The 23,073-nt window shown below is 53.2% G+C and carries 21 protein-coding genes and 1 tRNA gene; 20 read left to right on the top strand and 2 right to left on the bottom strand.

The genetic code is table 11. The features are described from left to right. Positions 1-233: 233 nt before the first annotated feature. The 9 genes from gltB to rsfS all read left to right on the top strand — a co-directional run bounded on the left by gltB (position 234) and on the right by rsfS (position 10,384). Entirely contained in the window at positions 234-4,769 is a 4,536-nt protein-coding gene (gltB, locus tag B4O97_RS03140) for a glutamate synthase large subunit (protein WP_083048245.1), read from the top strand. Continuing rightward, entirely contained in the window at positions 4,762-6,219 is a 1,458-nt protein-coding gene (locus tag B4O97_RS03135; protein WP_083048243.1) for a glutamate synthase subunit beta, read from the top strand. The genes gltB and B4O97_RS03135 overlap by 8 nt, the downstream gene beginning before the upstream one ends. 87 nt (positions 6,220-6,306) lie before the next feature. Then, positions 6,307-6,621 (top strand): 50S ribosomal protein L21, encoded by a 315-nt coding sequence (gene rplU / locus B4O97_RS03130; protein ID WP_083048241.1) that lies wholly within the window; start codon positions 6,307-6,309, stop codon positions 6,619-6,621. Positions 6,622-6,639: 18 nt separating this feature from the next. Next, on the top strand, positions 6,640-7,014 hold the full coding sequence (locus B4O97_RS03125) for a ribosomal-processing cysteine protease Prp (protein WP_083048239.1): 375 nt from the start codon (positions 6,640-6,642) through the stop codon (positions 7,012-7,014). A gap of 6 nt (positions 7,015-7,020) precedes the next feature. After that, positions 7,021-7,275 carry a 50S ribosomal protein L27 gene (gene rpmA / locus B4O97_RS03120; protein ID WP_083048237.1) on the top strand — a complete coding sequence of 85 codons (255 nt, stop codon included), beginning with the start codon at positions 7,021-7,023 and terminating at the stop codon, positions 7,273-7,275. A gap of 11 nt (positions 7,276-7,286) precedes the next feature. Then, positions 7,287-8,270, top strand: a complete 984-nt coding sequence (gene obgE / locus B4O97_RS03115; protein ID WP_083048235.1) for a GTPase ObgE — start codon at positions 7,287-7,289, stop codon at positions 8,268-8,270. Next, positions 8,267-8,851, top strand: a complete 585-nt coding sequence (gene nadD / locus B4O97_RS03110; protein ID WP_083048233.1) for a nicotinate (nicotinamide) nucleotide adenylyltransferase — start codon at positions 8,267-8,269, stop codon at positions 8,849-8,851. Before obgE ends, nadD begins: the two co-directional genes overlap by 4 nt. Then, on the top strand, positions 8,848-10,041 hold the full coding sequence (locus B4O97_RS03105) for an LCP family protein (protein WP_083048231.1): 1,194 nt from the start codon (positions 8,848-8,850) through the stop codon (positions 10,039-10,041). Before nadD ends, B4O97_RS03105 begins: the two co-directional genes overlap by 4 nt. Then, entirely contained in the window at positions 10,019-10,384 is a 366-nt protein-coding gene (rsfS, locus tag B4O97_RS03100; RefSeq protein WP_083048229.1) for a ribosome silencing factor, read from the top strand. The genes B4O97_RS03105 and rsfS overlap by 23 nt, the downstream gene beginning before the upstream one ends. Here the strand turns inward: rsfS and B4O97_RS03095 are convergent. Then, a complete protein-coding gene (locus tag B4O97_RS03095) occupies positions 10,363-10,644 on the bottom strand; it encodes a hypothetical protein (protein WP_198947009.1) in 282 nt (93 codons plus the stop codon). The genes rsfS and B4O97_RS03095 overlap by 22 nt on opposite strands. 83 nt (positions 10,645-10,727) lie before the next feature. Then, positions 10,728-11,204 (bottom strand): chemotaxis protein CheX, encoded by a 477-nt coding sequence (locus tag B4O97_RS03090; RefSeq protein WP_083048227.1) that lies wholly within the window; start codon positions 11,202-11,204, stop codon positions 10,728-10,730. 80 nt (positions 11,205-11,284) lie between these two features. Here B4O97_RS03090 and nadC point away from each other — a divergent pair, with 80 nt between their 5' ends. The 11 genes from nadC to B4O97_RS03035 all read left to right on the top strand — a co-directional run bounded on the left by nadC (position 11,285) and on the right by B4O97_RS03035 (position 23,025). Further along, positions 11,285-12,124 carry a carboxylating nicotinate-nucleotide diphosphorylase gene (gene nadC / locus B4O97_RS03085; protein ID WP_083048225.1) on the top strand — a complete coding sequence of 280 codons (840 nt, stop codon included), beginning with the start codon at positions 11,285-11,287 and terminating at the stop codon, positions 12,122-12,124. Further along, entirely contained in the window at positions 12,121-13,680 is a 1,560-nt protein-coding gene (locus tag B4O97_RS03080) for an L-aspartate oxidase (RefSeq protein ID WP_083048223.1), read from the top strand. Before nadC ends, B4O97_RS03080 begins: the two co-directional genes overlap by 4 nt. Positions 13,681-13,722: 42 nt before the next feature. Then, the gene (gene ispE, locus B4O97_RS03075) at positions 13,723-14,613 is read left to right on the top strand and encodes a 4-(cytidine 5'-diphospho)-2-C-methyl-D-erythritol kinase (protein ID WP_083048221.1); all 891 of its coding nucleotides are present in this window, start codon (positions 13,723-13,725) and stop codon (positions 14,611-14,613) included. Between the two features lie 33 nt (positions 14,614-14,646). After that, on the top strand, positions 14,647-14,937 hold the full coding sequence (spoVG, locus tag B4O97_RS03070; RefSeq protein WP_083048219.1) for a septation regulator SpoVG: 291 nt from the start codon (positions 14,647-14,649) through the stop codon (positions 14,935-14,937). Between the two features lie 35 nt (positions 14,938-14,972). Further along, positions 14,973-15,044: transfer RNA gene (locus tag B4O97_RS03065), tRNA-Gln, on the top strand. Between the two features lie 106 nt (positions 15,045-15,150). Continuing rightward, positions 15,151-15,789, top strand: a complete 639-nt coding sequence (locus B4O97_RS03060; RefSeq protein ID WP_083048217.1) for a 50S ribosomal protein L25 — start codon at positions 15,151-15,153, stop codon at positions 15,787-15,789. Continuing rightward, the gene (pth, locus tag B4O97_RS03055; protein WP_158084128.1) at positions 15,779-16,387 is read left to right on the top strand and encodes an aminoacyl-tRNA hydrolase; all 609 of its coding nucleotides are present in this window, start codon (positions 15,779-15,781) and stop codon (positions 16,385-16,387) included. The genes B4O97_RS03060 and pth overlap by 11 nt, the downstream gene beginning before the upstream one ends. Positions 16,388-16,406: 19 nt before the next feature. Further along, a complete protein-coding gene (tilS, locus tag B4O97_RS03050; protein ID WP_158084127.1) occupies positions 16,407-17,789 on the top strand; it encodes a tRNA lysidine(34) synthetase TilS in 1,383 nt (460 codons plus the stop codon). After that, complete coding sequence (gene ftsH, locus B4O97_RS03045; RefSeq protein ID WP_083048212.1) at positions 17,779-19,683, top strand: ATP-dependent zinc metalloprotease FtsH; 1,905 nt, start codon at positions 17,779-17,781, stop codon at positions 19,681-19,683. Before tilS ends, ftsH begins: the two co-directional genes overlap by 11 nt. Beyond that, positions 19,634-21,241, top strand: coding sequence for a tetratricopeptide repeat protein (locus tag B4O97_RS03040; RefSeq protein WP_083048211.1), 1,608 nt, complete (start codon positions 19,634-19,636; stop codon positions 21,239-21,241). Before ftsH ends, B4O97_RS03040 begins: the two co-directional genes overlap by 50 nt. 29 nt (positions 21,242-21,270) lie before the next feature. Further along, positions 21,271-23,025 carry a S1C family serine protease gene (locus B4O97_RS03035; RefSeq protein ID WP_083048210.1) on the top strand — a complete coding sequence of 585 codons (1,755 nt, stop codon included), beginning with the start codon at positions 21,271-21,273 and terminating at the stop codon, positions 23,023-23,025. Positions 23,026-23,073: the final 48 nt, after the last annotated feature.

The raw sequence follows: 23,073 nt of genomic DNA, 5'->3' as shown, positions 1-23,073 counted from the left end.
CGTGAGCACTACGAAAAAGTAGGACTTGCATGTTTCTCCCTCCCGGATTCCCCGCTTTCAATATTTTCGTGTTTTGCAGGGACTGGGGAGGGGTAGTGTAAGTATCTGTAGTGCAACAAGATATACGGTAATCCTCAGTCAATTATTAATCTCTTTTTTCTCTGTGTGTCTTCAGGACCATGTGTGGCATGAATCTTGCATATTTAACTTAGCCATACTCTCCTGGAGGTTCTATGCACCTGAAAAAGAGACCCGGGCCAATCGGCCTGTATCGTCCCGAGTTTGAACATGAAAACTGCGGTGTCGGATTCGTGGCCCACATGAAAGGACAGGCCAGCCATTCGATTATCAGTAATGCGGAGGAGATCCTCATCAATATGACCCATCGCGGCGCGGTGGGCAGCGAAGTAAATACCGGCGATGGTGCCGGCATTTTGACAGCGGTTCCCTGGAAGTTCCTGGAACGGGTAGCCGAAGAAGATCTCGGTACCAGGCTCCCTGAACGCGGTTCTTATGCCGTGGGACTTGTATTTCTACCGGAAAGGGAAGATTCCCGCAAAGTGATTCGGCAAAAGACCGCTGATCTCTGCGAAGAGTTGGGACATACCCTCCTGGGCTGGAGAACGGTCCCCAGGGACAACAGCATGATAGGGCCCAGCGCCCTGGCCTGTGAACCCTGGATGGAGCAGGTCTTTATCGCCCGCAGGGAGGACTCCGATCAGGAATCCTTTGACAGGGATCTCTATATCCTGCGTAAAAAACTGATCAACTCCATGCGGGGTGGAGAGTACGATCCCGATCATTACCTCTACGTCTGCAGTCTTTCCACAAAGATCCTTGTTTACAAGGGAATGCTTACCCCTGAACAGCTGCCCCGGTATTTTCCGGATCTGCGTGACCCGGACTACAGGAGCCACCTGGCCATGGTCCATTCCCGTTTCTCCACCAATACCTTCCCCAGCTGGGACCGGGCACAACCCCTGCGTTATATGAGCCATAACGGAGAGATCAACACCCTGAGGGGAAACATAAACAAAATGCGGTCCCGGGAAGGAACCCTGCAAAGCGACAGCTTCGGTCCTGTCCTTCAGGAAAGTTTTCCCGTTATCGAACCGGACCTCTCGGACTCCGGGACCTTTGACAACGTACTGGAGCTGCTCTACCTGGACGGCCGCGCCCTGGAAGAGTCGGTCATGATGATGATTCCCGAGGCCTGGGAGAATCACGGTCAGATGGGAGACCAGAAAAAGGCATTTTACGAGTACAACTCCTGTATCATGGAACCCTGGGACGGTCCCGCTTCCATATCCTTTACCGACGGAAGGGTAATCGGTGCGGTTCTTGACCGCAATGGTCTGCGGCCTTCCCGCTACTACGTTACCCAGGACGACCTGGTCATCATGGCCAGCGAGGTGGGTGTTCTTCCCGTACCTCCGGAGACGGTTGTCCTGAAGGGACGCCTGGAGCCGGGAAGGATGTTTCTCGTCGATTTTGAAGCAGGCCGTATCGTCGACGACGAAGAGGTGAAATCGAGAATAAGCGGTAAGCGCCCGTACCGGGAGTGGCTGGACAGGCAGAAGATCTCCCTTTCAGAGCTGCCCGCACCCCAAAAGCAACCCGGCCTCGATGCGGCGGATATTACCCGGCGGCTCAAGCTCTTCGGTTACACCATTGAGCATCTTCAGGTGATCCTCAAGCCCATGGCGGAGGACCATAAGGAGCCCCTGGGGTCCATGGGGAATGATTCCCCTTTGGCGGTACTCTCATCCCGTTCCAGACTGATCTACGATTATTTCAAGCAGCTCTTTGCCCAGGTCACCAATCCTCCCATCGATTCAATCCGGGAAGAGATAATCATGTCCCTGGACTCCTTTATCGGTCCCGAGGGAAACCTGCTGTCCGTGGAAGAGTCCCACGCCCATCGTCTGCATGTACCCATGCCGGTTTTGAGCAATCGGGAGCTCCTGGCCCTCAAGAATATGGACCATCGCGGCTGGCGGAGTCTGTGCATCGACGTAACCTATCCCCGGGAAGAGGGGGAGGCCGGACTAGTCTCCACGCTGGACAGGATAACCGCTGAAGCGGAAAAGGCCATCCGGGAAGGCTACGCCCTGATCATTCTTTCCGACCGTGCAGCCTCCGGGGACAGGGTTCCCGTCAGTATGCTGCTTGCCCAGGGAGCGGTGCACCATCATCTGGTGCGGCAGGCAAAAAGGGCCCAGATCGGTATGGTCCTGGAGACCGGGGAACCCCGGGAGGTTCACCATTTTTGTCTTCTCACGGGCTACGGGGCTGACGCGGTAAACCCCTACCTTGCCCTGGAAAGTCTCTCGTACCTGAACAGCGAAGGCTACCTGGACGGCAGCTTCTCCGAGGAGGAGCTGGTGGAAAACTACCGGGAAGCCCTGGCCAAGGGAATGAGGAAGGTTTTCGGCAAGATGGGAATCTCAACCCTGAAGAGCTACAAGGGGGCCCAGATCTTCGAGGCCGTGGGCCTCGCTTCGCCGGTAGTGGAACGCTGTTTTGCCGGAACTGCGTCGCGCATCGAAGGCGCAGGCTTCGATGTTCTTGCCCGGGAGACTATGATGCGTCACGATACCGCCTACCCCTCAGGAAACGCACCGGTATGGGAGGATTTTCTCAATAACGGGGATTATGCCTTCAGGACGGATGGGGAAAAGCACATGTGGGACCCCGAATCCATTGCAAACCTGCAGATAGCCACCCGTTACAGACGGCGGGACCTTTTTGACAAGTTCTGCGAACGTCTGGATGCCCGTTCAACTCAGCAGTCTACCCTGAGGGGTATGCTGCGCTTCAAAAAGGCTGAGTCGGTACCCCTTGAAAAGGTTGAACCCGCAGAAAACATCATGAAGCGCTTTGTAACCGGGGCCATGAGTTACGGCTCGATTTCCCGGGAAGCCCACGAAACCCTGGCCATCGCCATGAACCGCATCGGCGGAAAGTCGAACACCGGCGAAGGAGGAGAGGATCCGGAGCGTTTCAAACCCCTGCCCAACGGTGATTCAAAGAGGTCTGCCATCAAGCAGGTCGCCTCGGGACGCTTCGGGGTGACCATCGAATATCTGGCAAACTCCGACGAAATCCAGATAAAGATGGCCCAGGGGGCAAAGCCCGGCGAAGGGGGAGAGCTTCCGGGTCACAAGGTCTTCGACTTTATCGCAAAAACCCGGTACTCAACCCCGGGGGTGGGACTTATCAGTCCGCCGCCTCACCACGATATCTATTCCATCGAGGACCTGGCCCAGCTTATCTATGATCTGAAAAACGCCAACGAAAAGGCCCGGATAAGCGTCAAACTCGTCTCGGAGGTGGGCGTAGGTACCATCGCCGCGGGGGTCGCCAAGGGACACGCGGACCATATCCTCATTTCCGGCCACGACGGCGGAACCGGTGCTTCCCCCTTGACGGGCATCAAAAACGCGGGGCTTCCCTGGGAGCTCGGGCTCGCTGAGACCCATCAGACCCTTGTTATGAACGACCTGAGGAGCCGGGTGGTGCTCCAGACCGACGGACAGCTCAAGACCGGCCGGGATGTCGTCATCGCAGCCCTGCTGGGGGCCGAGGAATTCGGCGTCGCCACCGCCGCCCTGGTGACCATGGGATGCATCATGATGCGCAAATGTCACAAGAACACCTGTCCCGTGGGTATCGCCACCCAGGACCCCAGACTCCGGGTAAAGTTCCGCGGAAGTCCGGAAGACGTGGTAACCTATTTCACCTATCTCGCGGAAAAGGTGAGAGAGGTCATGGCCTCCCTGGGTTTTACCCGGCTGGACGATATGATCGGGCATACGGATATGCTGGAGGCCGATCCGGAGGTACTGAACTGGAAGGACCAGGGGCTGAATCTGGCGCCCCTGCTGATGTCCGCCCGCAAGCCCTATCCGGAGGCAGACGTATACTGTACCCGGAAGCAGGACCACGGCCTGGAGTTCGTCCTTGACCGGCGTATTCTGGAAGATTCAGAGGATGTCCTGGACGGCAGGAGTTCCCTGGTTCTGAGTTATCCCATAACCAATACGGACCGCACCGTGGGAACAATCCTCAGCAATGCCATCGCCTCACGCTACGGTAACGACGGACTTCCGAAGACCCGCCTTGCGGTTAACTTCAAAGGCAGCGCGGGGCAGAGTTTTGGCGCCTGGCTTGCGAAGGGGGTTAACTTCAGCCTCGAGGGCGATGCCAACGACTACGTCGGAAAAGGACTGTCCGGAGGAACCCTGGTTATTCATCCCCCTGAAGAGAGTCTATTTTCGGCAGAGGAGAACATAATCATCGGTAATGTCGCCTTTTACGGGGCAACCGGCGGTAGCGCCTTTATTCGAGGACGGGCCGCCGAGCGTTTCTGCGTGCGGAATTCCGGAGCCCAGGTGGTAATCGAAGGTGTGGGAGATCACGGCTGCGAGTATATGACCGGCGGTCGTGCCGTCATCCTGGGATCGGTGGGGAGGAACTTCGCCGCCGGCATGAGCGGAGGAATAGCCTACGTCTATGACCCCCGTATGGAGCTGGATGAACGGATAAACCGGGAGCTTGTGGATCTGGACGACCTCGATAAGGACGATACCGAATATCTGCGGGGAATGCTGGAACAGCACTGTGAATATACCGGATCCGACCTCGCCATCAGGGTTCTGGAGGAATGGGAAAGTTGCCTGAAGAATTTCAGAAAAGTCATGCCCCGGGACTATAAGCGGGTACTGGAAGAACAGAAAGCCGAACAAATGGAGGCTGTACATGGGTAAGCCCACAGGATTCATGGAGTATCAACGACGGATTGTACCGTATGCCGACGCAGACAGACGCCTCGGCGATTATAACGAATTTCTTGTTCCCTTAAGCGACGGGGAGCGACGGGAGCAGGGAGCCCGCTGCATGGACTGCGGCGTACCCTTCTGTCACTCCTCCTTCGGATGTCCCGTGGACAACCTTATCCCCGAGTGGAACGACCTGGTTTACCGGGGACGGGATAAAGACGCCTTCAAGCGTCTTATGAAGACCAATAACTTTCCGGAATTCACCGGTCGGGTATGTCCCGCCCCCTGCGAAACAGCCTGTGTGCTGGGCATCAACGAACCGGCGGTCACCATAAAGAACAACGAATACTTTATCATAGAAAAGGCTTTTGCCGAAGGTTACGTCAGTGCCAATCCTCCTGCCCTCCGTACGGGAAAGAAGGTCGCGGTGGTAGGATCGGGCCCTGCGGGTCTTGCAGCGGCGGACCAGTTGAATCAGGCCGGCCACAGGGTTGTGGTTTTCGAACGGGCAGACCGTCCCGGGGGGCTTCTGATGTACGGTATCCCCAATATGAAACTGGATAAAAATGTTGTTCTTCGCAGAATCGGTATCATGGAAGAGGAAGGTGTGGAGTTTCGCACCGGTATCGAGGTAGGGGTCGATATTCAGGCGGAAGCGCTGGAGGCGGAATTTGATGCTGTTGTACTCACCTGCGGCTCCACCGTCCCCAGGGATCTTCCGGTGCCCGGAAGGGAGCTGGAGGGCATTCATTACGCCATGGATTTTCTTACCGGGAATACCAGAACTTTACTGGATACCGGAAACTGCGAAAAGGCCCCTGTATCCGCAGAGGGAAAACATGTTATAGTGATCGGAGGCGGAGATACCGGATGCGACTGTATCGGGACAAGCCTGCGTCACGGCTGTGCGGGGCTGGTTAACTTTGAGCTGCTGCCCCAGCCGCCCACGGAGAGGACTGACGAGTTTCCCTGGCCTATGTATCCGAAGCTCCTCAAGGTCGACTACGGGCATGAGGAGGCCATCAAACGCTTCGGAAAGGACCCCAGGGAGTACAATATCCTTACAAAAGAGTTCATCGGGGATGAAAGGGTAGAGGCTGTAAAAACCGTTCGGGTCCAGTGGAAAAAGGATGAAAACGGGCGCTATCAGATGAGTGAAGTTCCCGGCTCCGAGGAGATCTTCAGGGCCGATCTTGTTCTTCTGGCCATGGGCTTTATCGGCGCCGAAAAACCGATTCTGGAAAGTTTCGGCATCGATACGACCGGAACCGGCACGGTCGCCGCGGAATACGGCCGTTTTGCCACCTCCAGAAAAGGAGTTTTTTCCGCCGGCGATATGCGTCGGGGACAATCCCTGGTTGTCTGGGCTATAAATGAGGGACGCGGAGCGGCACGAGAGGTGGACAGGTACCTTATGGGAAGGACTTATCTGCCCTAATAGGGCTGTGTCCCTTGACGATACCCGTATCCCTATGGTATATAGACGCTTACGAATTTTCTAGTAGATTGAGTTGAGGTTGTCGTAATGTACGCACTGGTAGAGATTAAAGGAAAACAGTACAAGCTCGAAAAAGGGTCTGTGCTTCAGGTTGATAAGCTCGAAGGCGATGCCGGCTCGGATGTTGAGTTCGACTCGGTGCTGATGACCAGCGACGAGGCGGGCGTCAATGTGGGTGCCCCCTATGTCAAGAATGCAAAGGTTACCGCCACAATCGAGGATCACACAAAGGGTGACAAGGTTACCATCATCAAATACAAGCGGCGGAAAGGCTATCGGCGGAAGCAGGGTCACAGGCAGCAGTATTCGGTGATCAAAGTCAAGGATATTGTCGGCGCATAATGTGTCCGGTGTAATGGTATGATCCGGGTACGGCTCAAGGTCGATTCGGGGCTTCTGCTCAGTCTTGAGGCGGAAGGTCATGCCAGCAAGGGTGCCGAAAAGGACGCGTCAATCTGCGCCGCGGTAAGTCTGCTGTGCAGAAGTTCGTCCCAGGCTCTGAAGGATCTTGATGATCTTGAAATTGACGGAAGCGCTCCGCGACCCGGAGTGCTCCGTTTTTATGTACGGTATGGAGACGGGGCGCCCCTCGATAGGGCCCGGGGAGTGTTGGACACACTGATCCGGGGTCTCGAGGCTGCGAGCCGTGAGAATCCGCGTCTGTGTCGTTTTGAGGTGTCAGAGGGATGTCTCAAAACTCATCATGACGTTCAGCGGGAAAATAGCAAGGAGTAAACTGATATGGCACATAAAAAAGGCGGTGGAAGTTCCAAAAACGGACGCGACTCCGAGTCCAAACGTCTGGGTGTAAAGCGCTTCGGTGGACAGACTGTAAAAGCGGGAGAAATCCTGGTTCGCCAGAGGGGAACCAAATTCCATCCCGGTTCCAATGTAGGTCGAGGAAAAGACGATACTCTCTTTGCAAAGGAGAGCGGAGTCGTTCAGTTTACTGAGCGCCTGGGCCGTAAATACATTGTAATCCAGACGGAGGCGTAAGATCACCTTCGGTGACTGGCTTTGTAGATGAAACTGAAATAGTCGTCTCGTCCGGCAAGGGTGGAAACGGAAGCGTGTCTTTCCGGCGGGAGAAGTATGTCCCCAAGGGCGGACCCGACGGGGGCGACGGCGGAAACGGCGGCAGCGTGGTTTTCAAGGTCAAGGAAAACCTGAAAACCCTTGCCCGTTTAAAATCTACCCGCGTATACCGGGCCGGTAACGGACGTAACGGTGAGGGACGGAGAAAACACGGCCGCAATGGTGAGGATGTGATTATCCCTGTCCCCCCGGGAACGGTCCTGCGGGAAAAAGAAAGCGGAAAAGTTATTAAAGACCTTGGCCTCGACGGTGAATGGACCTTTATTGAAGGCGGCCATGGAGGGAAGGGGAACTGGCATTATCGCAGTTCCGTTCGACAGGCCCCGCGTTATGCCCAGGAGGGGGAGCCCGGACAGGAACGGGAACTGATGGTCGAGATGAACATCATTGCGGACATCGGTTTCGTAGGATTTCCCAACGCGGGAAAATCGAGTCTTCTCGCCGCCCTGACCAATGCCCATCCGAAGATTGCGGATTATCCCTTTACAACAAAAATACCCAACCTCGGCGTGGTGGATCTGGGCTTTACCGATTGTATCCTGGCGGACATACCAGGAATTATCGAGGGTGCATCCCATGGAGCGGGCCTGGGTTTTCGTTTTCTCAAGCACATATCCCGGACAAAGGGGCTGGCTTTCATAATCGATATCGAGGATGAAGATCCTGCGACAACCTACGGGACGCTTCAGGACGAACTAAAGCAGTACAATGAGGATCTGACGGAAAAGCCCCATATCGTGGTGGCCAGCAAGGCGGACCTGGATGAGACGGGGGAAAAGTTTGAATCCTTCCGGACCAGACTGGGTGCAGAGAGGCTTGTCTCCGTTTCCAGCTATACCAGTTTCGGTCTTGATGCGCTGAAGCAAGAATTTATACGTGTAATACGGGAAAAATGAGATTAGCCATGCTCGGGGGCAGTTTCAACCCCCTTCATTTAGGTCATCTGCAGCTCGCTGATGAATGCGTCGCCGCCGGATACGACACGGTTGTTCTTGTTCCGGCGTATATTGCGGCGCACAAGGATCCTGTGCCGGGAGATTCTCCCGAAGAACGCCTTGCCATGGTGCGCATGGTTGCCGGGGCCTACGGTTTTGAAACCTGCGACTGTGAAATACGCAGAGGCGGAATTTCCTACACCATCGATACCATAGAGTACCTTACGGAACACTACAAACCTTCAGGCAGGGTGGGGCTTGTCATTGGGGAAGACCTGTTGGCGGGCTTCCATAAGTGGCGTCGTTACCGCGAGCTTCTTTCAAAGGTCGATCTTCTTCTGGCCCGCAGGGGACCGGAAAGAACAGACCGTCAGGATATACGCTACACGCGGCTGGGGAATCCGGATTTTCCCGTCTCCTCTACAGATATACGGGAGCGGGTTGCCTCCGGCCGTCCGTATCGTTTTCTTGTACCGCCTGAAATTGAATCGTATATCAGAGATCGTGGTCTCTATTCGAAACAGCCGGGGGTTGCATCATGAAGAAAACATCGATCTTCGATCCCGGAATTATTCTGCTTTTTATAATGGTACTGATTCTATCCGCAACCGGGGTTTTTCTATACGGAAAGGTCAGGGTAAACAAGCTTGAAAGAGCCTTTGACCAGGAAGAGCCGGTTCCCCTGATGCTGATTATAACCGACGGGGAGGAGATCCTGACATCCCAGGTCTTTTTGTACCAGTTATCCACCGGAAAAGGCGCGCTCATCGATATTCCGGCGAATACCGGTGCATTGCTTCCCGGGTATGAAAAAATAGGCAGTATAGAGACTCTCTTCGATTCTGCGGACCCCCAGAGCTATCTGGACATGGTCGGCGGCCTTTCGGGGCTGGAAATCCCTTTTTATCTCATTATGAATCTTGAAAACCTGGGCAGAGTCGTTGACCTGGTCGGCGGGGTTGAAACATTCATTCCCAATCCGGTGGACACGGAGATAGACGGAAAATACATCCTGCTGCCCTCCGGCGGTTTTATTATGGATGGGAGTAAGGCTGCGATTTATCTGCGTTACGGGGATCCCGGAGAAAGCGAATCCGAAAAAGTATCCAGGGCTCAGAGCTTTCTGAAGAGCCTGCTCGACGGTCTGGGGAACTCCGCACAGCGTATCTCTAATCCGGAGGTTGCGGGGGTTCTGGAGGAATCGCTTACCACTAACCTCTCCCAGAGAAGTCTTGTAACCCTTACCAGAGCCATGGAGGCGCTGGATGTACAGAATATGGTACAGCTCAGGCTGCGGGGTACCTCCCGCAGTGTCGACGACCAGGAGCTCCTCTTTCCCCATTCCGACGGACGTCTGCTGCGGGAGACAATAGCGCAGACTATCAACAGTCTCAAAAGCGAGGAGGTCCTCTCGGAGGGAGATCTCCAGGTGGCTCTGGAGATCAGGAACGGAACTTCCGTAACCGGTCTGGCCGGCAGAACCTCTCAGCTTTATCAGAGTTTCGGCTATGACGTAGCCCGTATCGGAAACGCGGAAGAAAACTACGATAAAACAGTAATTATCGATCGTATGGGTAATCAGCAGGCCGTAAAACGGGTGGCGGATGTCATAAAGTGCAATAATATCCTGATTCAGACGGGTATCGAAGAGTTCGAAGATGAAATTGATACCAGAATCGATGTATTAATCATATTAGGAAAGGATTTTGATGGACGCTACTGTAAAGAGTAAACTGGCAAAGGATCTGGGAGAGTTCATTCAGGATCACCAGGGGATTGAAACCATGGTCCTGGATATTTCTCAGGTCAGTTCATGGACGGATTACTTTATAATTACCACAGTTCGCAGCACGGGACATCTCAAGGGGCTTGTGCGAAACATACAGATATTTCTCAAGGAAAACGATATACCCATCCTCCATCGTCATAAAAAAGTTCATGAGGAAGGATGGGTGCTGATTGATTGCGGTTTTATGGTTGTCCATCTCATGGACGGGGATACCCGGAATTTCTACGAGTTGGAAAAACTGTGGTATTCCGGAGAAACTGTTTTTCAGTCGTCGAAATCTTCGTAATCCAGGCCGTCGTCGAAGTCATAGTCGTCTTCGATGTAGTCGTCGTCTTCAAAATCGTCTTCTTCGAGTTCGTCGTCGTCCATGTCATCATCATCAAGGTCGTCATCCAGATCTTCGTCATCGTCGAAATCATCCAGATCATCATCGAACTCGTCGTCGTAATCATCGAAGTTGTCGTTGTAGAACCCGTTCTCGTCATCGTCGGCGTCATCCATCGACATTGGATAGATATCATCGTTCTCCAACTCGTAATACTCCATCCGGTTTCCTCTCCGCCCTAAAAATCTAACGCGATATACTGCTAATCTAAGTCAGGGGTGAATACTATGTCAACTGTTTATTATTAAAGAGAGCTGTTTTTTATGCCTACAAAAAGTCCTATTTTCCCGAAATTTCCACTCAGAATATGAGAAATGGAGGACTCGCAGGAGGCTATGTCGGAGTAGATACTCTGCCCCGAGATAATTGTGGGGGGAGTAATATTGCAGTCGATATTCTGATCCGCCAGCATCATGGTGGATCGACCGGAAACCTGATTCACGATCTCTCCAATAGCCTCCTTGTGGAACTGGCCGAACCCCTCTTCTTCTTCAGGTTCAATGCCCATATTTATGAGCATCTTGGAGACGAAATTATGAGCGCTCTGCATATCCGCACGGAGCATCATGAAGCCGTGGAGATCTCCCGTTATCCCGACACTGGCGACCAGCTCCACCGAGGATGGATCGATATCCTCCACGGAAATGCTTGTATCTTCAAAACCGATCTCCCGTACAACTTCCCTGAGGGCACCGGTAAACTGCTGTAAATAATCGCTCATAGAAAGCAGTATAGGACGGTAATTCTTGAAAAGTCAAATGAGAGTTGAAAATAGCATAAAGTTAGCGTACTATTTCGCCCATGAAACAGACAAGCTTTGAGGTTCTGCTGGAACTGGCGATAAAAGAAGACCTCGCCGAGGCGGGGGACGTTACATCCCGCGCGATTTTCGGGGATGATCAGGTCCTTGCCCGGCTGCACAGCAAGGATACGGGAATTCTTGCGGGCACTGATTTTTTTACCCGGGTATTTCACCGCATAGATCCGTCCACGCAGGTGGAATGCCTGTTCAGCGATGGAGACAGCCTGAAGCCTGGAGATATCGTCGCAGAGCTTCGGGGATCAACCCTTTCCATCCTGACTGCTGAAAGGATCGCCCTCAATTTTCTGGGCTATCTTTCCGGTATTGCCACAGTAACGCAGCAATTTTCCCGTCTGCAGCGGGGTAAAACACGGATACTGGATACCCGAAAAACCCTGCCGGGGTACCGGGAACTTGCCAAGTACGCTGTTTCAGTGGGGGGTGGAACCAATCACCGAATGGGACTCTATGACATGGTTATGATCAAGGACAACCACATCGATGCAGCCGGATCCATTCAACGGGCTGTTTCCATGGTACGGGACAAATGGGGCAGTCGCTACAGGATAGAGGTGGAATGCCGCAATGCCGAAGAGGTCAGTGAAGCTCTGGATGCGGGGGCGGATATTATCATGCTGGACAATATGGACGCAAAAACAGCGGCGGAATGCCTGGGGCAGCGAAGAGGAGATGTTGCTTTCGAAGCCTCCGGCGACATGTCTCTGGAGAAGATTGCCGGGTATATGGAGATCGGTCTGGATTATATTTCCGTGGGAAAACTGACCCATTCAGTTAAGAATTTCGATTTCTCTCTGAAAATCGCAGGACCTGAAGCATGATGCGGTTTGATGCCCTTGTCATTGGGGGAGGAATAGCGGGTATCAGTGCGGCCATCCGGCTCGCGCGGAAGGGTGCCGACGTCTGTCTGGTTTCAAAAAGCGCGGATCCCCTGGAATGCAACAGCCGCTACGCCCAGGGTGGTATTGTCGCCAGGGGGGAAGGGGACACCCCAGAACTGCTGAAGCACGATATCCTCGAGGCCGGAGACGGCATAAACTGCATCGAGGCCGTGGAGACTCTCGCCGCCGAAGGTCCCGATCTGGTACTCGATTTTCTCGCCCGTGAATTAGAGGTGCCTTTTATCCGGGATGAATCCGGATATATGCTGACCCGTGAGGCGGCCCATTCTGTACGGCGGATTCTCCACGTTCACGACTATACAGGACGCTCGATCATGGAGCACCTGGCCGGGGCTGCCGAGGCGGAGGAACGTATAAGCCGTCTGACAAATTACACGGCCATCGACATTATAACCTCGACACACCATTCCGTGGATTACCAGGTTCGCTATAAACCGAGCCGTGCCCTCGGCATGTATCTTCTGAACAACGAGAGCGGTGAGGTTCTTCCTGTTTTCGCTTCCGCCGTGGTTCTTGCCACCGGGGGACTGGGAGACATCTACCAGCATACATCCAACCCCAGGGGTGCGGTCGGTGACGGTATGGCCATGGCGTACAGGGCCAACGTAGAGATAATAAATGCGGAATTTGTACAGTTTCATCCAACGACCCTGTTTCACCGGGATTCCGATCGCTTTCTGATCTCCGAATCCGTACGGGGCGAGGGAGCGAAGCTTTTAAACCGGGAAGGGGAGTACTTCATGTCCCGTTACGCCCCGCGGCTGAAGGACCTGGCCCCCAGGGACGAGGTTGCCCGGGGAATTTACCGGCAGATAGAAAAGGACAAGGCGGGATACGTCTATCTGGATGCCCGGGGCATCAGGGACCATGATTTGAAGGAGCGTTTTCCTTCTATATTCGCGGCCTGTGCCGCCGTGAATATCGACATCCGAAAGGACCTTATTCCCGTGGTTCCCGCCGCCCACTACTCCTGCGGAGGGATAAAGGTCGATCTCGAAGGGCGGACTTCCCTGGAAGGACTCTACGCTGTGGGAGAAACGGCCTGTACCGGGGTGCATGGGGCCAACCGGCTGGCTTCAGTATCGCTGCTGGAGGGGCTTTACTACGGGGTGCGAACCGCTGATGCTATTCTCTGCTGTTCCAGTGACCTGGCCGACCGTCTTATCCGCAGTATACCCCCCTGGGTATCTCCCCCCGGGGAAACCAGTTTCGATCCGGTGCTGATACGGAGCGATCTGAACCAGATTCAGAGTACCATGTGGAATTATGTGGGTATAATCAGGACCAGAAAAAGGCTTTCCCGGGCCTTTGCGGACCTGAACTACCTTAACCACCGAATTGAGCGCTTCTATCGTTCTGCCACGCTGCGCAGGGACGTTGTCGAGCTGAGAAATGCAATTATCAGCGCCCTTGTGGTTACCCGATCAGCCCTTAACAACGGACAGTCCATCGGCTGCCATTATCTGCAGGGCTAGGGTTTGACAGACGGCGGCAGATATGTATAATACATCAGCATTATGATGAGGGCCGTAACCCTTCAATCCCCGGCCAAGGTGAATCTGCATCTCGAGATCGGGGACAGACGAAACGACGGGTTTCATGACTTGTGCTCTCTTTTTCAGATTGTCTCCCTTGCGGATACGATCACGGTACGTTCTTTGAAAGATTCTAACAATACCTGCAGTATTCACGGCCGTTTCAGCTGTGTTTCTGAGGATAATCTTATATGCAGGGCATACAGGCTCTTCTCGGAGCGTTACGGGCTCAAGACTTCCGTGGAAGTCACTGTTGAAAAGCGCATACCCGAGGGGGCCGGACTGGGAGGCGGATCAAGCAATGCTGCGACAATGCTGAAAAGTCTGAGGGATCTGTTTTCCGTTCCTGTGGATAATGCGGAACTTGCACGGATCTCTGCGGAACTGGGGAGCGACGTCCCGTTTTTCTGCCGCAGTCCCCTGGCTCTCGTCACCGGTCGAGGTGAAAAGGTGCTTCCCCTGAACAAACCCCGCACTCTTCCTCTGGTCCTTGTTCTGCCTGATTTCCCGGTCTCCACTGCGGATGCATATCGATGGCTGGATGAAAAGCGTGGAGGGGATTATCCGATGCTTTCTGCCGGCAGTGATTATGCCTCCCTGTATGAACGCACTCCGGATAAATGGACATTCTTCAACTCCTTTACGCCGGTTTTACGGGAACGATATCCCCTGATTGGCCAGCTGATTGATACCCTGCTCTCCTCGCAGGCCCTGTACGCGAATGTTTCCGGTTCCGGTTCTGCCATCTTTGGTGTTTTTACCGATGAAGCCGCTGCCCGGAGGGCGGCATTAGTTCTAAAAGGTAAAAAAAACCTAAAACAAGTGCTTACAATAGAAACACTTGCTATATTTCCGGATAGCATATTACAATGACGTAATATTTATGCAACATGAGTGGAGGAAAGTATGGAAATCACGGATATCCGGATTCGGCGTGTCGAAGCGGACGGTAAACTTAAGGCCTACGTAACCGTAACCTTTGATGACTCCTTTGTTGTTCACAATGTGAAGGTGATCGAGGGGAAGAACGGCGCGTTTATTGCCATGCCTTCGAGAAAGACGAAAACCGGTGAGTACAAGGATGTGGCGCATCCGATTAATTCGGATTTCCGGGGAAAACTGCAGGAACGCATTCTGGAAGAATATAAGGCCCAGGCTGACAGCAGCCCGGCCTACGACGAAGACGAAGACAGCTGATTCCGCTGCTTATCAGTCTAAAATCTTAAAATATTTGGGACGTCGCCAAGCGGTAAGGCACCGGATTTTGGTTCCGGCATTCGCAGGTTCGATTCCTGCCGTCCCAGGATAACAAGTCTGCACCGTCAGGATCCTCGAAAAGGATCTGCTGGCGTAGAATGATATTGAAAACAGAACGCCTTAAATGGTGTATAGCAATGAGGAGAACGATTCATGGAACAGAAAACCCTGGCCGGATACCAGCGGCCCGACACAAAGAAAACCGTAACCCGGCGGCTGCGCAATGAAGGCATGATCCCCGCAGTAATTTACGGACACAGCGAACCTGTCAGCATAAGTATAAGTTCAAAGGAATTCGAGAAGAAATTCCACAATGTCAGTGAAAACACAATTATCAACATCTCGGTAGATAAGGGCAAAAAATACGATGTTCTGGTCAAGGACTACCAGGAAGATATGATCAAGAACCGTATTCTTCATATCGATTTTTACGAAATCGAGCAGGGAAAGGTTCTGCGTACCAACGTGCCTGTCCATTTTGAAGGTGTGCCCCAGGGTGTGCGGAACGGCGGGATTGTCGAAGTACAGCTTCACGATGTGGAGATCGAGTGCCTTCCCAAGGATATCCCGGAGTCTTTTGTCCTCGACATAGCGGCAATGCAGATCGGTGACGCCCTTCATGTTTCCGATATACCTGTCAGCGATTCCGTCAGGATTCTGACTCCTGAAGATCACGACATTGTAGCTATTACCGCTGTTAAGGTCGGTGCCGTAGAAACAGCAGAGGAGGCGGAAGAAACTGCTGAAGCCAAAGTGGCGGCTGGATCTGCAGAAGGTGAGGGTGAAGAGTAATCCCCGAGATGTGCTGATAGTCTTCGGACTTGGAAATCCTGGAAGGGAATATGAGAAAACCCGGCATAATGCCGGGTTTCTTGTTCTGGAAGAACTTGCAGAAAGGCTTTCCCTGAAGTTTACCAAGCCCTTTTTTCGTCCGTGGCGATCTGCATGTACCGATATTACAACCGGGGAAGGCTTTTGTCGCCTGGTACTTGCAGCTCCCCTGACGTACATGAACGCTTCCGGCAAGGTGGTCCCCGATATTCTGCAGCGTTATACGGCGGCACCAAAACAGATAATTGTCGTTTGCGACAGTCTTGATCTTCCCGCCGGGATTATACGGATAAAACAAAGGGGATCTTCCGCCGGTCAGAAGGGGCTCGAGTCCATCATCTCCGTTTTGGGAACGGACAAATTTAAACGCCTCTTTGTAGGAATAGGCAGACCGGATCAGAAAAAAGAGGTTATCTCCTGGGTATTGTCGGCTCCCCTCGGGGAAGAGCTTTCCGAATTCAGGCAGGGTATCAGCAGAGCAGCGGATGCTGTACTGGAAATGACCCGACTTCCCCTTGACCGGGTAATGAATAAATATAATGGAACCGCTAAAGAGTAGTTCGAAAGTATACAGGGCTGTGTCCGTCTATTTCAAACGCTGGAATATAGATCCCGCGAAGGGCATTCTCATAGCTGCCTCGGGCGGAATTGACAGTACCGCCCTCATGGCTGCCCTGGCCCGCTACCGTGACTTCAACAAAAAGGAACTGCCTCTCCATGCCCTGTACGTAAACCACAATCTTCGAACCGGAGAAGAGATAGAAGAAGACTGGAGCGGACTGCGCGCGGCAGCCCGGCTGTGTTCGGTACCAGTACATCGAATCGATGTTCCGGAGAATGACATAGCACGATCCGCCTCCGCGCTGCACGAAGGTGTGGAAGCTGCGGCACGCCGGGCCAGATATGAAGCCCTTGATGTCTGGCTGAACAGGCTGAATCTTGGATACATCGCCCTGGGGCACACCCTGGATGATCTGGTGGAGACCATGATTATGCGTTTTTTTCAGGGCTGCGGTGTCTCGGGTTTACACGGTATTCCCCCCCTTCGCGGCAACAGAATCCGACCGCTTCTTGAAGTCAGCAAGGCAGAACTGGGAGAGCTTGTCCGGGAGCTCGGGCTGCCCTTCAGCGAGGACAGCAGCAATCGGGAGGACTGGTATCTGCGAAACCGGATTCGAAACGAACTCATACCAGTGCTGGCCCGGGAGTTTCCCTCCATGGCCGGGAGTCTGGGAAAATCGGCCCGCTTTTTCCGCCAGGAAGAGGCTGTTTTACAGGAGGAGGCGCTCAGAAGAATCCCCTGGTCCCTTGGTAAGAACAGGGCCGAGACGGATGTCCCGGTTTTTTTCTCCGCCCCTGAAGCGTTGCGGGTAAGGAGTCTATTATCGCTGATTCATTACTATCTGCCAGGAAGCTCCCGGGTGCCCCGGGATTTTCTTTCCGTAAAGGAGCTTTCATACTACAGAAAAAATGCTGTTCTGCTCCGGGGCCACGGTTTTACCCTCCGCAAAGAGGATGCCCGACTCATCTTTGTCCCCTCGGTTGTATTTCCCGTTAAAACACGATATGTTAAGAGAATATTCCGGGGAAGTGACGGTACCATTGCTGAGTTCCGCTATTCCTGGGGGTCCCGGATGCCTGCTGAGGGGCACGGGACTGCACTTGCCTTGACGGAGAGCAGTCGCGGAAAGACTCTTTTCCTGCGAAGCAGACGGCTGTCTGATTCAATTCGGACCCCCGGGGGAAGCAAACGACTTAAGGACATATACAGGGAACTCGGTGTTTCCGAGGATTCCCGGGATAAAATACCGGTATTGCAGGTTGGAGACGAGGTCGCGGCCGTCTTCGGATCGCTTTTCGGATACCGGGATGTTCTTGCCGAGGGCTATCAGGATTTTCCGGCCCCGCAGGCAGGGGATGTACTGAGTATACAACGGATGGAGACAGGGATTGGACGATAAGAAAAAGCCGGGAGGCGGTCAGGGCGGACCTGACTGGTTTCCTTTCAATTTTAACAATAACCGCTTTGCCCTGATTTTTGTGGCGAGTCTCATTGTGTTTTTTGCCCTCATTTTTCTGTTTGATACAGGGAACAGCGACATGGAGCTGCCGTACTCCACTTTTTTCCGGTATCTGACGGATGGACAGATAGATACCGTCACGATTCTGGATTACAACGAGATTCAGGGTACCCTTCGGGGCGGCGAGTATGGTACGAACAGAAGTTTCATTACCAGGATACCCTATCCTGACGAGGAGTTGATGCCTCTTCTGCGGGACAACGGAGTTATTGTCCGGGGGGGACGGAAATCACCTTCGCCGTTTATGATCATTCTTCAGTCCCTGCCATGGCTTATCGGTTTTTTCCTTATATGGTTCATGTTCAGACAGGTCCAGGGAGGTGGAAACAAAGCCTTCTCCTTCGGAAAAAGCCGGGCAAAGCAGTACCTGGAAAACGATTCAAAGATTACCTTCAACGACGTTGCCGGGCAGCACGAAGCAAAATACGAACTCCAGGAGGTTGTGGACTTCCTGAAGAACCCCCAGAAATTTACCAAAATCGGAGCCCGTATTCCAACGGGAGTGCTTCTGGTTGGTATGCCCGGAACGGGAAAGACCCTGTTGGCGAAGGCCTGCGCAGGGGAGGCGGGGGTACCGTTTTTTCATATGTCCGGCTCGGATTTTGTTGAAATGTTCGTCGGCGTCGGTGCAAGCAGGGTCCGGGACCTCTTTGAGCAGGGACGGCGGAATGCCCCCTGCATTCTGTTTATCGATGAGCTGGATGCCGTCGGCAGGACCAGGGGAGCCGGCTACGGGGGCGGTCATGACGAGCGTGAACAGACCCTCAACCAGATGCTGGTGGAGATGGATGGTTTTGACACCAAGGACGGGGTGATAATTCTGGCTGCGACGAACCGTCCGGATGTTCTTGATCCCGCCCTCCTCAGACCTGGACGCTTCGACAGGCAGGTTGTTGTTGATATGCCGGATATCAAGGAGCGGGAATCGATACTCAATATACATTCCCGCAAGGTCCCTCTTTCCGAGGATGTGGATATAAACCGGATTGCCCGGGCCACACCGGGATCCTCGGGAGCCGATCTGGCAAATCTCGTAAACGAAGCAGCCCTTTTTGCCGCCCGGGAGAACTCCAGTGCCGTTAACATGAAGCACTTTGAGGAGGCCCGGGATAAACTCCTCCTGGGGGTTGCACGAAGATCCCGGGTTATCTCTCCGGAAGACAAGCTGATGACCGCCTACCACGAAGCAGGCCATGCTCTTCTTCATTACTATCTGGAGAATGCCGATCCTCTCCACAAGGTTACGGTGATTCCCCACGGGCAGGCTCTGGGACTTGCCATGAGTCTTCCCGAAAAAGAGACCTACTCCCGCAACCGAAACTGGCTGCTGGACAGGATTAAGATTACCATGGGCGGTTATGTGGCCGAAAAGCTGATTTACAATCAGACGACCACAGGAACAAAGAACGACATTGAACAGGCTACAAAAATAGCCCGGCGAATGGTCTGTGAATGGGGCATGAGTGATTCCCTCGGCTTTGTCACTTTCGGGGGAGAGGAGGAACCCATTTTCCTCGGCAAGGAGATAGCCAGACACCAGGACTATTCTGAAAAAACCGCCGAGAAAATAGACGGCGAGATACATGATATTCTGCGATCCTGTCTTGATTCCGTGACCAAACTCCTGAGCGAGCATAAAGATCAGCTGACCAGGCTTGCCGAGCACCTGGTGGCCAAAGAGAGTCTTGACGATAAAGAAATCCGGCAACTATTGGGGTTTCCTGATGATAATAGCAAACAGACAAGTTTTCTGGAGCCTCCCGGCAAGGTTTAAAGCCCTGTTCTCCCTGATACTGCTTCTGGCGGGATCTTTTTCCGTGTTTACAGAGTCGGGCTTTGACAGGGACAAAGCTCTTTCCAGAGCCTACGTTCAGGTTGCTCTTGACCTGAGTACGGAGACGGACGCCGCCTCCTCGCTTATAGAGGCGGCTCTGGAGTTTGATCCTGATAACTCCGACGCGCGGTATCTCAAGGCCCGAAGAATACTGGAAGAGGGATCGTCAATACGAAAGGCCGCGGAGGAACTGGAAAACGCCCTGGACAGCGATACCTGGCATTTTACGGATCCGGCAAGCGCGCTGCTCCTCCTGGTTGAACAGTACGATCAACTCATGCGTTACGATGATATGTGGAACACGCTGCATTCGCTGACTGAGTCCGAAAGGACTGACGGAGGCTGGTACTATTTCGCCCTGCGCTCCGCCTTAGCCACAGGCCGGCTGGATGATGCCGGCGAGCTTGCCAGGAAGGGAACCCGACTGTTCCCCAGGCATGAGGAGATCAAAGCCCTGAGATCCGAAATTGACCCGGCTTACAGACGCTCCCTGATCGATAAAGCCCTGGCTCCGGGGGGCAGCCAGACCTCGGAACTCCTGCTTCGTACTCTTGTCCTCGAATCCACCGGCGATCTGAGAATGCAGCTTCTGCAGCGTTACCTGGACCTTGGTTATGGGGATCCGCGAATTATTATTCTCCGGGATTTCAGCACGACTGAAGGTGAAGAAGAAAGCAGTCCGGACATCAGCGTCCTGCTGACAGAGAAAAACCTGAGGCGTTTATCTGTTTTTCGCCAGATATACCTTCTCTTCGAAGACGCACAACGGCTGGAGGAGTTCCGGGATTTCTGCGCTCATCGGCGCATTGTCGTATACGAAGACCGGAACGGCGATGAATACGATGACGGCATGTATATCCTGAAAGACGGGCAGCTGGCAGAGGTCAGAAAAGACCTGGATCAGGATGCCGTGCAGGAGATTATCATCGAGTTTACTGAAAACCGTGAAGTTTTATCAGAGCCTGAAACCCTTTTTCTGTTGAAAGATGACAGAAGATATACCATTGAATACGGAAGGTATCCTGAAGTCCGGGGGATAAAAATAGACAACTCCGATCTTGTATGGGAGTTCAATTTCGCCGAATCGGTTCTCAACCTGGATGTTGTGGACCATGAGCATCTCCCGCCCTTCGTCGGGACAGATTCAGGGAAAATCCCCGCCGATACGGAACTGCGGGAACTTGCCTACCGTTATGTCGAGAATGACGCCCGCGGAACTACCCGGGGTGATGCTTCGGGGATGACTGTAAGGGAAGAGAACGGCACACGCATCAGGAGCCTGACGGAAGGCAGCGATAAGCGCATTGAACGGGATCTCGACGGGGATGGAAAACCGGAGATACGTGAAATATACCGTGACAATTCCCTCTATGGAGTTTATCTTGATCAGGATGAGAACGGGATATCAGAATATCTCTATTATCCCTCCCGGGGGCTGCATGAATGGGACTGGGATCAGGACGGAGAAATCGATTATCAAAGTTATAACGGCAACTGAAGCCCTTAACGAGCAAGGACGATTAAAGCATGCTTATTATTCAACGGTGTAAGTTCGTATCCATACTGATTATTCTTCTTATTCTCGTATCCTGTGCCAGCGGACCTGTCCTCCCGGAAATCCCGGATGTACGGGAAATCAATCTTCAGGAGTTGCAGCGTCTGATGGATAGCAGGGAACCCCTCCGGGCCCTGGAAACCGTTGATATTCTGCACAAGCGCGGTCTCATTGGAAGAGACGAACACAGTACCTACCGTAAAGAAATTGACCAGATGATCTCCGAGGAGTTCCATAAGGCGGTTGAGGCCTCGGATTTCAACGCGGCCCTGCGTCTTTCCCGGGCGGCGGAACTACTGGAGCTGTCTCTGGAGGAAGGCCCTGATAGAAAAGAACTGTACCTGGACATGCTTCATGGACTGGTAGAAAAGGAGATGCTGATTCCGGCTTTCGCCCAGGCCGCAGAGGCACTTTCCTCAGGGCTTGTAAGATATGACGATCTGGGCTTTCTTGCTGAGGCTGCAAGGAATTCAGGGTACCGGGAATGGTCTGAATACCTGGAGGCTGAGCCTGATGATCCTGAGGAAAAAATAACCGGAGATTTGCCGGGCATAATTGATTCCACGGTAACGATCTGGGTAAACAGGGGTATCCGGATCGAGGGAGGAATGGGATACCCCGACCGGGTTATAGGCAGTGGTTTCTTTGTCGATAAAAACGGCTACCTTATAACCAATTACCATGTAATAGCCAGCGAGGTTGATCCGGAATACGAAGGATACTCCCGCCTGTTTATTCGAAGGGGTGACAGTCGTTCTCCCAGAATTCCGGCCCGGGTAGTGGGCTGGGATCCTATACTGGATCTTGCCCTGTTGAAAGCGGAAATCACTCCCGGTTATATATTCAGTCCCGGTAAACGGACACCGCGTCTGGGTGAAACCATTTATGCCATTGGTAGTCCCGGAGGGCTGGAAAAAACCATCACTTCGGGTATTGTCTCTGCTACTGAGCGTCGTCTTCTTCAGCTTGGCGAGGCCATGCAGATAGATGTACCCATAAACCAGGGAAACAGCGGGGGGCCGCTCATGAATGAACAGGGCCGCCTTGTGGGAATAGTCTTTGCGGGGATTGAATTCTTTGAGGGGATCAATTTCGCCGTTCCCGTCTACTGGCTCCAGGCCATTCTTTCTGAAATGTATGCGGGAGGAGAGGTCCGGCATTCCTGGATAGGCTCTGCACTGCATGAAGGGGCAGATGGCCTGATCAATCTGTATACAGTCCCGGGATCCCCTGCTGATAATGCACGGATAAAAGAGGGATACCGCCTGGTTTCGGTGAATGGACAGGCAGTCAGCAGTTTACGGGAAGTAAACGCCATACTTGTACGGGAACGACCGGGAAATCTGCTCAAAACCCTATGGGAACAACAGGGCGGGACACGGGAAACGGTATATATGGTGCTTGCTGAACGTCCCCATTCCCCGGTGCTGGAAGCCCACAGGATGGGAGCTGAAAAGGAACTTGTACTCCCCCTGTTCGGTATGAAGATTCAGGAGACAGGGGCTGCACTGTGGGAAAAAAGTTATGTAGTGGAGAAGGTGTACCCCGGTACTATTGCCGACGAGACAGGTCTTTCCCCAAATGATCCCTTCTACTGGCGGGGACTCAAGATCGATCCGGAAAACAAGCTAGCCCTGCTGCGCATGGTTATTAAAAAACGAAAGGCCGGTTTTCTGGAATCCTCCATTCAGCTTGCATCCTATATAGATGTCGATTATTTTATCTAAAAGAGCCCTTTTTTGCGTTTGCTTTTCCTGTCTGCTATACTTTCAGTG

The sequence above is a fragment of the Marispirochaeta aestuarii genome (assembly GCF_002087085.1).
GTDB lineage: Bacteria > Spirochaetota > Spirochaetia > JC444 > Marispirochaetaceae > Marispirochaeta > Marispirochaeta aestuarii.
The sequence above is the reverse complement of the archived record's forward strand: the minus strand, read 5'-3'. Positions and strand labels throughout refer to the sequence as shown.